The following is a 13,487-nucleotide window of genomic DNA, read 5'->3' as shown; positions in this document are numbered from 1 at the left end:
ACTACAGGAATCGGGAACGATGCTGCTCGGCACAGAGATTAGCGCCGCGCTGGCGATCCTCGATGTTTACGACGTCGACATCGTCGGCCTGAACTGCGCGACTGGTCCGCGCGAGATGAACGATGCGGTGCGCTACCTGTGTCACAACACGTCGAAGCACGTCTCGGTGTTGCCCAATGCCGGCCTGCCGCACAACGAAGGCGGGCGCGCGGTCTACAAGCTCACGCCAAAGGATCTGGCGGACTATCACAAGCGTTTCATCGAAGAGTACGGAGTCCACGTTGTCGGCGGATGCTGCGGGACAACGCCGAAGCACATCGAAGCGGTCGTGCAGGCGTGTGCCGCGCTCAAGCCGGCATCGCGCAGCGTGAAGCCGCGTTCGGAAGCTTCGAGCGCATATGCATCCGTGCCGCTGGAAATCGATGGGCAGCCGGTAGTCGTCGCCGAGGAGATGAACACGACCACGCGCGTCGAGCACTTCCGCAATCTGGTGCGCGCGGCCAAGTACGACGACATTCTCGCCCTCTCGAAGAAGCTCGTTGCCGAAGGCTCTCACATGCTCGACCTTTGCTGCGCGATCGTCGGCGAAGACGAGAAGGGCTACATGAGCTCGATTCTCGAGAAGATCGCGACGCGTGTGCCTGCGCCGATTCTCGTCGATTCCACCGAAGCCGATGTAGTCGAGGTTGCGCTGAAGCGCATTCCCGGCAAGGCCATCATCAATTCGATCAACCTTGAAGATGGCGAGAAGCGCACATCCAAGGTTCTGCCCATGGCGAAGCGTTATGGCGCTGCCGTCATCGCGCTCACGATCGATGAGGATGGCATGGCGCTCACGGCGGATAAGAAAGTCGCGATCGCCAAGCGCATTCACCAGCTCGCAACTGAGAAATATGGCATCAGAGCAGTGGATCTGATCTTCGATCCGCTGACCCTTCCCATCTCGACCGGGCAGGAAGAGTACAGGACTGCGGGAATCGAAACTCTCGAAGCCGTGCGCCGCATCAAGCAGGAGCTTCCCGAGTGCCGGACCATTCTGGGAGTGAGCAATATTTCATTCGGGCTCTCGACCTATTCGCGTCGCGTGCTCAACAGCGTCTTCCTGCGCGAAGCAGTCGATCGCGGACTCGATTGCGCGATCGTCAACTACTCAAAGATTTATCCGCTGTACAAGATTCCCGAAGCTGAAGTTGAAATCGCGCGCCGGCTCATCTTCCAAGACGCCAGCCAGGGCGATCCGCTGCAGGCGTACATGGCGTTCTTCTCCGGCGTGAGCAAGAAGACGGACACGGAAGCAGAAGACTTGAGCAGCCTCTCCGCCGAAGACAAGCTGAAACACTGCATCATCAACGGCGAAAAGGCGATCGGTAGCGGAGGCAAAAAGCAGCCGCTTGAGGCGATTCTCGAAGACGCTCTGCAGCGATACACGCCGCTCGATCTGATCAATACCGTCCTACTCGACGGCATGAAGACGGTGGGTGAACTCTTCGGCGCGCGCAAGATGCAGCTTCCATCTGTGCTCGATTCTGCAGGGGTAATGAAGCAGGCCGTGGCTTATCTTGAGCCCAAAATGGAAAAGGTAGAAGGCTCGCGCAAAGGCACGATTGTGCTCGCAACTGTGAAAGGCGACGTCCACGACATCGGCAAGAACCTCGTAGATATCATCCTCAGCAACAACGGCTACGAGGTGGTCAATCTCGGCATTAAGCAACCAGCAGATTCGATCATCGATGCCGCGCAGAAGCACAACGCTCATGCCATCGGACTCAGCGGCTTGCTGGTGAAGTCCACGCTGGAGATGAAATATGTAATCCAGGACCTGCAGAGAATGAATCTCGGCTACCCGGTTATCTGCGGTGGCGCAGCCCTGACCCGCAAGTACGTCGAAGATGATCTGCGGCGCGAGTATTCGAACTCTGTGTTCTATGCGGACGACGCATTTGCTGGCTTACACATCATGGACGATCTCACGTCAGAGAACGGCGCGCGCGAAGCTCGCCTGCAGGAAGGACGTGTGGTCAAGCAGTTTGCCCGTGCGGCAGTGGCCAGCGCGGATGGTGGTGAGGTATCGACCGAACGCTCTGCCGTAGTCACGAGCGCGCCGAATATCCCAAAGCCTCCGTTTGTGGGACGCCGCGTTCGCACGAACTTCGATCTGAACGACATTTTCGAGTACGTGAATGAGACGGCGCTGTTCAAGAACCAATGGCAGCTGAAGACCGCCTCGGCTACCGACTATGCCAGGCTTGTCGAAGAAAAGTATCGCCCGATCAAGCAGCAGCTACAGCGAGAAGTGATTGCCTCGCGTCTGCTCGAGCCCAAGGCTGTTTATGGTTTTTATCCGTGTAACAGTCAAGGCAACGACGTAATTGTTTTTGACACGTTCGAAACACTGCGCGAGATCCAGCGCTTCACTTTTCCGCGTCAGCGCGAAGGCCGCAAGCTGTGTATCTCAGATTTCTTTGAACCGGTTGACTCCGGGAACGTCGATGTCATCGGCTTCTCAGTCGTGACCGTCGGAAGCCGAGCCAGCGAAGAAACCAAACGGCTGTTCGAAGCTGGAGACTACACTCGATATCTGTATCTGCACGGACTCAGCGTAGAAACCGCCGAGGCGCTCGCCGAGTACATGCATCGCGAGATTCGACGCGAACTGGGCATCGGCGGTGATGACTCGCCGCGTATCACCGATCTCTTCCATCAGAAGTATCGCGGATCGCGCTACTCGTTTGGTTATCCAGCGTGTCCCAATTTGGAAGACCAAACAAAGCTGTTTGCCATCTTGCATCCGGAAGAGATTGGGGTGACGCTGACGGATACGTTCCAAATTGAGCCTGAGCAATCCACGTCTGCGGTCATTGTGCATCACCCGTCCGCGAAGTATTTCGTGGCTTAAGCGGTGTCAGTACCGTCCGCGGTAAGCGGATGGTCAGGCGCCGATCGTCGTTCACCCGTTCGCTACCCGCGAACGGTACTGACCAAGTTTCCGGGAACGAACATGATCTTATTCACTCTTCTGTTCCTGCTAAGTACAACTCCATCCTCCTCCGCTGAGAAGCTCCCGCGTGTGTTTTTGCTGGATGCAACGAATGTGCGCCATCAGCGCGAACTCGCGCACTCCCAGTCAGCTCCGAGCGAGATTCTCAAAGCTGTTCGTTCGGAGGCAGATAAGGCCATGAGCGCGGGCCCATTCTCGGTGATGCAAAAAGATTCGACGCCCCCAAGCGGGGATAAACATGACTACATGAGCCTGGCTCCGTACTTTTGGCCGAATCCAGGTACGCCCAATCATCTGCCTTACGTACGTCGAGACGGAGAGCGAAATCCGGAGATCAAAGGCATCTCCGACCATGATGAGATGGGCAAAATGGCTAGCTCAGTGCATGCTCTCGCAATCGGCTACTACTTGACCGGAAATGAAGACTACGCTTCGCGAGCCGCGCTCCTGCTACATACCTGGTTTCTCAATGCGGGTACCAAAATGAACCCAAACCTTGAGTACGCTCAGGGTATTCGCGGTATTACGACGGGACGAGGCATTGGGATTATCGATAGCCATAGCCTCACTGAAGTTATCGATGCCCTCGGCTTACTGAATGGATCGAGGAATTGGAGCGAAGCCGACCAGAAAGGAATGGAGCAGTGGTTCGGCGGTTTTCTGGAGTGGCTGCGCACGAGCAAAAATGGAAAAGATGAATCCAATGCGAAGAACAATCACGGCTCTTTCTATGACGTCCAGACGGCTGACTATGCGCTTTTCCTCGGACGGAACGATTTAGCGAAGCAGATTCTGACTACGGCCGAGCAGAAGCGTATTGCCACTCAGATCGAGCCCGATGGTAAGCAGCCGCTCGAATTGGCGCGCACGCGCTCCTTCGGTTATAGCTGCTTTAACCTGCGCGCACTAACTGAGCTGGCGATTCTAGGAGGACATGTTGGAGTGGATCTCTGGCATTTCAAAACCAAAGACGGGCGCAGCATCCGCGCGGCTCTCGACTATTTGCTTCCCTATGCGCTGGGCGACAAACCATGGCCATACAAGCAATTGGGCGATCTCGGCGCTCGCGATTTGGTTCAACCGCTTCTCGAAGCTGCCCGAGCCTATAACGACTCAGGTTACGAAGCGGCCGCTAGAAAGATCGAGGGCGATAATCGCAGTGCAACTTTCGATCTTCTTGACGCGGCAGCCCAGGGCAATTAATGCGCACAATTCTTGTCATAGAGCTCACGATGGCAGCGCTTCAATGTTGTTGTAGCTGATCCTCAAGCTCTCAATCGGCGGGCGCTCGCTCTCGTCCTGCTCGACAAAGTAGTGCTCGACACCATTCTTCTGCGCGGCATCCAGTACTTTTTTCCAATCGATGCTGCCGTTTCCCACTTCGGTAAAGTGCCCGGCGGCTGAGTTGAGCTGCTGTGAAGGTGGGTATCCTGGCTTGCGATCTTTGAGATGGAGCAGGCGAATACGCTTTCCGAGTTTTTGCAGCATCGCGACTGGGTCCAGTCCAGCTTGTGTGATCCAGTAGCAGTCCATCTCAAAGCAGACCAATTTGGGATCGGTGCGCGAGACCAGCGTGTCAAATCCGGTGGCCTGACCCAACTTCCGAAATTCGTAATTGTGGTTATGGAATCCGAAGCGCATGCCCATGCCCTTCGCGCGCTCTCCCCATTTGTTGAAGTTCTCGGCAGCGCGGGCGAAGCCGTTCACTGAATCGCGCATGTTTTCGGGAAGCATCGGGCACACCACGTATTCGACGCCGAGCTCGCGCGCATAATCGAGCTTGTCGGGAAGTCCGGCATAATCGAAGTGCCCGCTGGGAACTTTCAGTCCTGCGTCGGCGATCATGGTCCGCAGCTCTTTTGCTGGATGCGAATAGACGTTCCAGTAGGTCTCAACCTCGTCGTAACCAATCGCGCGAATTTGCTTCAGGACTCCAGGCAAATCGGATTCGGCTTGCTTGCGGACGGTGTAGAGCTGGACGCCAAGTGTGCGATGGGTCGCAGCAAACCCTCTGCGGGAAGCAATGGCGGAAGCGAGTCCCCCAATACTGACAGCCAGAAACTTTCGACGCGAGAGCATGGCGAAAATACTACCAGCTTGCTTGTGATACAGCTCACCGTGCACCGAAGGGCAGCACCTAAGGGAACACGTGCGCTTTTATGTTTGTGTTCGCAGGGCTCGCCTCTCCATGATTAAATCGCAATGAGATGAACTCCCCCAATCCAGTCACTGGGCCGGACCTCAGCATCACTTTCTGCGGCATTCATTTCAAGAATCCGATCATCGCCGCAAGCGGTACTTTCGGGTACGGCGTCGAATTCGAGGACATCGTCACACTCGATAAGCTCGGTGGATTCGTGGTGAAAGGCCTCTCGCCCGAGCCGATGGCGGGCAATCCTCCACCGCGTATGTTCGAGACTGCGGCGGGAATGCTCAACGCCATTGGCCTACAGAACATCGGAGCGGAGGCTTTCCTTCGCGACAAGCTGCCGATTCTTGCGCGCAAAAAGAACGTAGTCGTGATCGCGAATGTGTTTGGCCACTCGCGCGAGGATTATGAAGCGGTAATTCGCATCTTGAACGAAGGTGAAGGCATCACCGCTTACGAGCTCAATGTATCGTGTCCGAACACGAAGCAGGGCGGAATCAGCTTCGGTAGCGATCCTCACATGCTCGAGGAAGTGGTATCGACATGCAAGCAGCATTCGCGGCGTCCGCTGATCGTGAAGCTTTCTCCCAACGTAACCAGCATTCCCATGATGGCGCGTGTCGCAGAAGAGTCAGGGGCCGACGCGCTTTCGCTGGTGAATACGTTCGTTGCCCTGGCAATCGATGCAGAAACTCGCAAGCCGAGAATTTCAAACCTCACCGCCGGACTTTCCGGGCCTGCGATTAAGCCGATTGCGCTAAGAATGGTTTACGAGGCAGCACGGACGGTCAATATTCCCGTAATAGGCATGGGAGGAATCAGCAACGGCAGCGATGTGATCGAATTTCTGCTGGCTGGCGCCGCGGCCGTGCAGGTGGGAACCGCGAGCTACTTCGATCCGTGCGCGACCGAGCGAATCGTGGATGAACTCTATCGCTGGTGCCTGGAGCATCGCATCAAGGACATCAAGGAGCTGATCGGGGGGCTGCAGGCCGAAGCCTGACGCCAGATTTCATTCGATCACCGCAAGCACATCGCCCGCGTTTACTGCTGCGCCTTCCACCGCAAGCAGTTTCGCCACCCTGCCCTTTTTCGGCGACTTGAGTTCGTTCTGCATTTTCATCGCCTCGATCACGACAACACCTGCACCCTGCTCCACCTCAGAGTTTTGCGGCGCAATTACGCGCACAACTTTCCCGGGCATCGGAGCAATGATTTTCTTCGGCCCCTCGCCAGCGCCGGCGCGTGCGCGACGCGAACGCCAGGAGCGCGGATCACGAATCTCTACCGCATAGCGGTCTCGTCCTACGACGATCTGCTGCTGCGCGGCGTTCAGCACGACCTCATAAGATTGGCCGGCGATCAGCAGCGAAAGGACTCCGCTGGCCGCGGTGCTAGCATTCACGATCAGCTGGTCACCGTCGACTTTACAGAGCCAATTGCCACCATCCTGCTGTGCAAGCTCAACGCGATGATCGCGACCGTTTACCGTAATATCGAAAATCATCGTTCGCGCAGCGCCTCCTGGCGCGCTACGTTCTTCCATTTGCCTGGCGTAGCGGTTGCACCGTTTCCATGACCGTTAACGCGTGCTCCGTTGCCGTTCTTAGCAGATTGCAGGAGTGCGGCGGCGATTGCGGCGATCTTCTCTCCCGCGCCATTGTTGAAAGGGACTGGGGCGCGAGACGATAACAAGCGATCCAGATATCCGGTGTGTATGCGAGCAGCAGCGAAATCAGGATCATCGAGGATCTCGCGAAACAGTCCTAAGTTGGTTGCAATTCCGCCGACAAAATACTCATCGAGCGCGCGGCGCAAACGTCGAATCGCCTGCTCACGCGTTGGAGCGTACGCGATCAGCTTCGACAGCATGGGATCGTAGTCCAGAGGAACCGTCCAGCCTTCGTAGATGCCGCTGTCTTCGCGAATGCCGGGACCTGAGGGCGTCAGCAGCCGTGTGATTTGTCCCGGGCTGGGAAAGAAGTTATTGTCTGGGTCTTCCGCGTAAACCCGAATCTCGATAGCGTGTCCGCGCAATTGCAGATCGCTTTGGGAGAACGGGAGCTGCGCTCCTGCGGCAATGAGAATCTGCAGATGAACAAGATCGAGTCCTGTGACAAGCTCGGTCACTGGGTGCTCGACCTGAAGGCGAGTGTTCATCTCCAGGAAGTAGAAGTTCTTCTCTTGATCGACAAGGAACTCTACCGTTCCCGCGTTGAAATATCCCGCAGTGCGCGCGAGAGCAACCGCGGTTTCACCCATCGCCTGGCGCATCGTTGCATCGACGACGGCGGATGGCGCTTCCTCGATTACCTTTTGATGACGCCGCTGCACCGAGCACTCGCGCTCGCCGAGGTACACCATGTTGCCGTGCTCGTCGCCCAGGACTTGAATTTCAATGTGACGAGGCTCGACGATCAGCTTCTCGATGTAGACATCATCATTGCCGAAGGCTCGCAGGGCTTCGCTCTTTGCGGATGCGAACGCAGAGGCGAGTTCGTCACGGGCATTCACGCGGCGCATGCCTTTGCCGCCACCTCCCGCTGCTGCCTTCAGCATCACCGGGTACCCAACTTGCCCGGCAACCTGCTCAGCATCAGCAAGCGAGCTGAGAGCGCGAACTGATCCCGGAACGCGCGGCAGACCCGCGCGATCGGCCGCCTCACGTGCCCTCGTCTTTGAACCCAATGCTTCCATGGCGGAAGGTGGAGGGCCGATGAACTTCACTCCAGCGTCGGCGCACGCTTTCGCGAAACGAGCGTTTTCGGAAAGAAATCCATAGCCGGGGTGGATGGCGTCGGCTCCGCTGCGGCGTGCGACGTCAATGACGCGCTCTGTGTTGAGATATGACTCTCGCGCAGCTGCCGGTCCAATGTGGTACGCCTCGTCGGCTTTCATCACATGCAGCGCAGCGCGATCGGCGTCGGAGAACACTGCCACCGTCGGAACGCCAAGCTCACGGCAGGCGCGGATCACGCGCACGGCGATTTCGCCGCGATTGGCGACGAGAATTTTCTTGAATAGCGACGACGACATGGTGAAGGGAGATTTAACCACAGAGGGCACGGAGAGCACAGAGGCCAAAGCAGAGGGCTTGATTGTGGATTCCACCTGGCGCTCTGCGTCGTCTGATTGTCAAATGAGCGTTACCTTCCCATGCCGTTGGGATACAGAAGAATTTTGCTGGCTTCGCCGGTCTTAAGCCGCTCCATGCCTTTGCTGAAGTCCTTCAGCGGCATGCGATCTGTTATTACCGGAGACAAATCCAGTTTGCCCGCCCTTAACAGCGCCTGCATTTGGTACCAGGTCTTGTACATCAGCCGGCCATTGATTCCCTGTACGATCGCGCCTTTGAAAATCAGATCTTCAGCGAAGTTCATCTTGATAGGCACTGAGGGAATCCCTAGCAGAGACACGCGGCCGCCAAGACGGAGAATGTCGAATCCGGTCTTAATGCCGTCGGGATGGCCCGACATTTCGAGCACTACATCAATTCCAGTCCCATCTGTGCGTTCGAGCACGAACTTCTTGACATTGTCCTTGCTCGGATCGCACACGTGGTCTGCCTTCATGGCTTTCGCCAGCTTGCGTCGATGTTCGTTTACTTCAAGCGCAAAAACCTGGGCCGCTCCTACAGCACGGGCAACAGCGATGGAGAATAGCCCGATAGGACCACAGCCAATCACAGCCACTGTCTTGGCTGCGATTTCGCCTGCGAGCACGGTGTGTACGGCATTGCCAAGTGGATCGAGAATCGATGCGTAGTCAGCAGGGATCGAGGGGTCGAGTTTCCAGATATTCGATTCGGGAATCTTGACGTAGTCGGCGAAGGCGCCGTCGGCGTCGACTCCGATGATCTTCACGTGCTGGCAGATATGCGCCTCGCCGGTGCGGCACTGCAGGCACTTGCCGCAATTCACGTGCATCTCGGCTGAGACGAAATCGCCTTCTTTTACGCTGGTGACCTCGCGCCCAACGGCTGCAACGGTGCCGCAGAACTCATGACCGGGAACGAGCGGCGGACGAATTCGTTTCTGTGCCCATGCGTCCCACTCGTAGATGTGCAGATCGGTGCCGCAAATAGAAGCAACTTTCACTTGCACGAGAACGTCGTTAGGACCGATCTCTGGCAGTGGAACTTGGCGCACCTCTGATCCAGGCGCCGCCTGTGGCTTCACGATAGCCTGCATGGTTTCAGGCATTCAGGAACTTCTCCGGATACCAGATAGACACATTAGGGAGGCGGACAAAACTTCTCAGTCTATCACCCGTGACTCGGCGGATCCCAAAAGACCACTGTGCTGGACGCCAATCAGGTCGCGACAACAAGTTAGGCTGCACTATGATCCGGTGCGATCCGCGCTAAAGGTCAAGGATGCGGGGACCTGCGAACAGCGAAGTAAGTAGATGCCATTAAGCGCAGACCAGCGATCCGACCTTCTCGCCGGTAATTACTCGCCGGATATTTCCATGCTTATTCAGGTTGAAGATGATCATAGGCAGGTTGTTGTCTTTGCACAGGCTGATCGCAGTGGTGTCCATCACCTTTAGTCCAAGCTTGATGATTTCCATGTAGGTGATCTGCTGGAACATGGTGGCGTCTTTCACCAGAAAGGGATCGGCGTCGTAGATGCCATCGACTTTCGTTGCTTTCAGGATCACGTCGGCTTTGATCTCCATCGCGCGTAGCGAGGCGGCAGTGTCAGTCGAGAAATATGGATTGCCGGTGCCCGCGCCGAAGATCACGACGCGGTCTTTCTCAAGATGTCGAATGGCGCGGCGGCGAATGAACGGTTCGGCTACCTGATTCATCTCAATTGCCGACATTACGCGCGTGTGCACGCTTCTCTTTTCCAGGGCGTCCTGCAGGGCGAGGGAGTTGATCATCGTAGCAAGCATGCCCATATGGTCGGCCGATACGCGATCCATATCGCGCGCCTGCTCCGCAACTCCGCGAAAAAAATTTCCGCCTCCCACGACGATCGCCAGCTGCACTCCCAGTTGGTGGACCTCAGCGATCTCGCCCGCAATTTCGTGCACGCGGTGCACATCCACACCAAAGCCCTGACCCGCTGCCAGAGCCTCTCCCGAGAGTTTTAAAAGAACACGATTGAAGACTTTCGACATCGTGAGTTCAGTATAACGGCAGGCTGTCGGCATTCGGCGATCGGCTTTCGGCCAGACGCCAGTTGCGGCTCTGTTCAAGATGTTTTGCTGGCCGAACGCTGAGAGCCGAAAGCCGACAGCCCAAGCTCAGTACGGGTGCGGCTCGGTCTTCCATTTCTCGTACACCTTTGCTTCGAGAAAGACCTTGAACAACGAAGGATCGAGCTCGCCATCATCGACTGCGAGCTGCAGAATGTGTAGGGCGCGTTCGAGGTTGACCGAGTGCTTGTATGGCCGGTCCGCGGCGGAAAGTGCGTCGAAGATGTCCGAGATGGTCATCATTCGTGTCTGCACGGGAATTTCCGGTGCGGAGAGCTTATACGGATATCCCTGCCCATTCAGCTTTTCGTGATGGCCGCGTGCGATCTCCGGAATGTGGCGGATCTCCGAAGTCCATGGAATCTGCTGGAGGAAATTGACTGTGTGTACTACGTGCGACTCGATCTGCAGCCGCTCGTTCTCGTCGAGCGAGCCCTTGCGGATCGAGAGTAGGCGAACTTCATCAGGCATGAGGAGAGGCTTCTCGTTGCCGTCAAAATCGCAGTAATAGCGCTCGGCGATTTCGGCCAACTTCTCAAAGCTTCCCTCTGGCAACACGGTGGGCTCATCTGCCTTCAGCACCGTCTCGAAATAGTGATCGACTTCCTCCAGTTGCCGCCGCAACTCATCGTCGAAACGGCCGACCTTCGCCATGTACTCTTCGCGTCCTTTGGCGAGCACATAATCGAGCCGCTGCTGAAGCTTTTCTGCCTGGATTGAGCGCTTCACGAAATCAAAGCGCTGCTTCACCAATTCCAGTTGCGCGGGGTACAGCTTCTTGGCTTTGACCAGGACCTCTTCGCGAACTCCGACCTTACCGAAATCGTGCAGCAGCGAGGCATAGCGTATCTCACGCATTTCCTCACGCGTGAAGCGCAGGTTCGAATATGGCCCGGTCTCGACGCGCTGCACCGACTCAGCCAACGCGACGGTGAGATTGGCGACGCGGAAGGAATGACCGGAAGTGGTAGGGTCGCGAGCTTCGATGGCGATAACCGACGCGCGCACGAAGCCTTCAAACAGGCGATGAATGTTCTCGTATAAACGGCTGTTCTCGATGGCGACCGCCGCCTGGCTGGCAAGAGAGGTGACGATGTCCTGCTGGCGATGTCCGAATGGAATCACCTGCTGATTCATCACCTGAATTGAGCTGAGCTTAGCCTTGCCATCGCGCTTGGCATTGATAAGCTGCAGCACGCCCACGATCTGCTCTTTCTGATCGTGCAAAGGAACAGCGAGAATCGAGCGGGTGCGATAGCCCGAGTCTTCGTCGAACTTGCGGTTGATGCTGTAGGGAACGTCGGGCGACAAGTGATAGGCGTCGTCAATGTTGACGACTTTCCCGGTATCAGCGACGTAGCCTGCGATCGAGTGATGGTCGATTTCGATGGTGGATTCCCGAAAAGGAACATCAATGGAATCGTTCTGCGCCAGTTTGAAACGAAGGAACTTCCGCCTCGGTTCTTCTTCCTGCGCTTTTACGAGTTGAGCCGCAGGTAAACCACTCGATGATGGCGAAGCCGAAATCACGGGACTGGGAGCTGGCGTTGCAGGCTTTTCGTCCGGAACGCCTTCGACCAGGTAGAGCGAGCCCGCATCGGCATTTGTAATTTCGCGACACTTCGTCAGAATCAACTCGAGCAGCCGGTCTAAACGATGCTCGGCAGAGAGTGCGGCGCCGATTTTGTTCAGCTCCTGAATCTCGCGCGTTACTCCGCGGAGCCGTTCGTTGACCTGCTCGCGTACGTGGATTAGGTGAACGTGGTCCAAAGCGTTGTCCACCGTGCGCTCCAGGAGCGGCAAAGGCGTGTTCGACGGCAAATACGCATACACAAGCGCGTCGAGCCGGGGATCGTGAAATCGATGATCGGTGAGCCCAATCAGCCGCAGGTTGGGACGGCGAAGTTCGTCGTAATGCGTAAGAAGCAACCGCTCATCGCCGCTGATGAGCACGCGTTCGAGATCAGCCGGAAGATCCAGTGACCCTTCGAAGGAAATGCGGCGAAAGCGTGAGAGCTCCGCGAGCATCCGCTGGATACGGGGCTCTTGATCGAAGCTCACCAGCAGAGGCAACACACGTGTGCTGGAGCTAGCCGCAGCCTTTGTCGTGGGAGTGGTGGACATTCCTATGCCCTGGCGCGGCACTGCTTGCAGATCGAACGTATCCGTCCGGCCATTCGGGGTTATGGCGCAATAAGTGGGCTTACTATAGCACGACGGGAAGTGCAGGTATCGCGCCAAAGGGCGCAACAGAGCCACCTTCAGGTGATGGGGCCTCTGTGTTTCTTGCGGCTGCGCAGGTTGATTTTGCGGGCTCTGTGCTTTAACTGCTGCTGGGTTTGGTCGCCCAGCAGCGCCCACCGGCCACCGCCGCCGGTTCCGTTATTCGTGCCTCAGCGCGACCATTGGGTCCACCTTTGCTGCACGCCGGGCCGGAACATAACACGCCAAAAGCGCGACGAGAGCCAAGGAGAGCGCCGTCAATACAATCGTCGCCGGATCGCCAGGGTGTATCTCGTGCAGCAAGCCGGAAAGTAATCTTCCCGCTGCGAGAGCTGCAATCAGACCCAAGGCAAATCCCAATCCCGCCAGCCGCATGCCGTGCCGGAGTACGAGCGTCAGCACATTCGAGCGACTCGCTCCCAACGACATGCGAATTCCGATTTCGCGGGTGCGCTGCGTAACCAGGTACGACAGCACTCCATAAATTCCTACCGCGGCAAGAATCAGTGCCAGGCCTGAGAAGAGGCCTACGAGCAACGCTAGGAACTGCTGTCCGCTGGCGTGTTCGGCGATCACATCGTTCATGGTACGTATGCCGAACAGCGGCAATCCCGGATCGACCTGAGCCAGGGCGTGGCGCACCTCGGAGGTGACATCCATCGATGCCGTTGACGTGTGCACGACCACGTACATGTATTGCGAGCCGTCGAATGCATCGTAAGCTTCGGGTACAGACGCATGGGTGATACCCCACTGCTTTACATCGCCCGTCTCGCCAATTACCTGGTACCACGGACCATCTTTGTCGCCGCGGGTAAACATTTGCCCTATCGGGTTCTGATTCGGCCAGAACTGCCGAACCATGGCCTCGTTAACGACGGTCGGAATTGTGATCGCATTTTTCTCTTCGGG

Annotated in this window: 10 protein-coding genes; 3 read left to right on the top strand and 7 right to left on the bottom strand. The window is 56.9% G+C overall.

The window, feature by feature from the left end; all coding sequences use genetic code 11:
* The coding region (locus VFU50_02295) for a vitamin B12 dependent-methionine synthase activation domain-containing protein (GenBank protein ID HEU5231661.1) at nt 1-2,896 on the top strand (2,896 nt) is incomplete at its 5' end.
* 3 nt (nt 2,897-2,899) lie between these two features.
* Nucleotides 2,900-4,201 carry an alginate lyase family protein gene (locus VFU50_02290; protein HEU5231660.1) on the top strand — a complete coding sequence of 434 codons (1,302 nt, stop codon included), beginning with the start codon at nt 2,900-2,902 and terminating at the stop codon, nt 4,199-4,201.
* A 24-nt stretch (nt 4,202-4,225) separates the two neighbouring features.
* Here the strand turns inward: VFU50_02290 and VFU50_02285 are convergent, their stop codons facing one another.
* Nucleotides 4,226-5,077 carry a sugar phosphate isomerase/epimerase gene (locus VFU50_02285; GenBank protein ID HEU5231659.1) on the bottom strand — a complete coding sequence of 284 codons (852 nt, stop codon included), beginning with the start codon at nt 5,075-5,077 and terminating at the stop codon, nt 4,226-4,228.
* Nucleotides 5,078-5,205: 128 nt separating this feature from the next.
* Here VFU50_02285 and VFU50_02280 point away from each other — a divergent pair, with 128 nt between their 5' ends.
* Nucleotides 5,206-6,150: a dihydroorotate dehydrogenase gene (locus VFU50_02280; protein ID HEU5231658.1), complete on the top strand. Its 945-nt coding sequence runs from the start codon at nt 5,206-5,208 to the stop codon at nt 6,148-6,150.
* A 9-nt stretch (nt 6,151-6,159) separates the two neighbouring features.
* Here the strand turns inward: VFU50_02280 and VFU50_02275 are convergent, their stop codons facing one another.
* From VFU50_02275 to VFU50_02250, 6 genes are all read right to left on the bottom strand, one after another.
* Nucleotides 6,160-6,654, bottom strand: a complete 495-nt coding sequence (locus tag VFU50_02275; GenBank protein HEU5231657.1) for a biotin/lipoyl-containing protein — start codon at nt 6,652-6,654, stop codon at nt 6,160-6,162.
* Nucleotides 6,651-8,183, bottom strand: coding sequence for an acetyl-CoA carboxylase biotin carboxylase subunit (gene accC, locus VFU50_02270; GenBank protein ID HEU5231656.1), 1,533 nt, complete (start codon nt 8,181-8,183; stop codon nt 6,651-6,653). The genes VFU50_02275 and accC overlap by 4 nt, the downstream gene beginning before the upstream one ends.
* A gap of 110 nt (nt 8,184-8,293) precedes the next feature.
* Complete coding sequence (gene tdh, locus VFU50_02265) at nt 8,294-9,349, bottom strand: L-threonine 3-dehydrogenase (GenBank protein ID HEU5231655.1); 1,056 nt, start codon at nt 9,347-9,349, stop codon at nt 8,294-8,296.
* A 211-nt stretch (nt 9,350-9,560) separates the two neighbouring features.
* The gene (gene pyrH, locus VFU50_02260) at nt 9,561-10,274 is read right to left on the bottom strand and encodes a UMP kinase (protein HEU5231654.1); all 714 of its coding nucleotides are present in this window, start codon (nt 10,272-10,274) and stop codon (nt 9,561-9,563) included.
* A 126-nt stretch (nt 10,275-10,400) separates the two neighbouring features.
* Nucleotides 10,401-12,476: an HD domain-containing phosphohydrolase gene (locus VFU50_02255; GenBank protein ID HEU5231653.1), complete on the bottom strand. Its 2,076-nt coding sequence runs from the start codon at nt 12,474-12,476 to the stop codon at nt 10,401-10,403.
* Nucleotides 12,477-12,734: 258 nt separating this feature from the next.
* A partial coding sequence (locus tag VFU50_02250) for an FtsX-like permease family protein (GenBank protein HEU5231652.1) occupies nt 12,735-13,487 on the bottom strand: 753 nt, incomplete at its 5' end.

This window comes from Terriglobales bacterium (assembly GCA_035764005.1).
Classification (GTDB): domain Bacteria; phylum Acidobacteriota; class Terriglobia; order Terriglobales; family Acidobacteriaceae; genus Gp1-AA112.
Note: the sequence above shows the minus strand (reverse complement) of the source record. Positions and strands in the feature narration are given on the sequence as shown.

Coding starts and splice junctions, on each gene's coding strand:
- VFU50_02280 (HEU5231658.1), top strand. CDS start 5,206: ATGAACTCCCCCAATCCAGTCACTGGGCCGGACCTCAGCATCACTTTC.
- accC (HEU5231656.1), bottom strand. CDS start 8,183: ATGTCGTCGTCGCTATTCAAGAAAATTCTCGTCGCCAATCGCGGCGAA.
- tdh (HEU5231655.1), bottom strand. CDS start 9,349: ATGCCTGAAACCATGCAGGCTATCGTGAAGCCACAGGCGGCGCCTGGA.
- VFU50_02275 (HEU5231657.1), bottom strand. CDS start 6,654: ATGATTTTCGATATTACGGTAAACGGTCGCGATCATCGCGTTGAGCTT.
- VFU50_02285 (HEU5231659.1), bottom strand. CDS start 5,077: ATGCTCTCGCGTCGAAAGTTTCTGGCTGTCAGTATTGGGGGACTCGCT.
- pyrH (HEU5231654.1), bottom strand. CDS start 10,274: ATGTCGAAAGTCTTCAATCGTGTTCTTTTAAAACTCTCGGGAGAGGCT.
- VFU50_02255 (HEU5231653.1), bottom strand. CDS start 12,476: ATGTCCACCACTCCCACGACAAAGGCTGCGGCTAGCTCCAGCACACGT.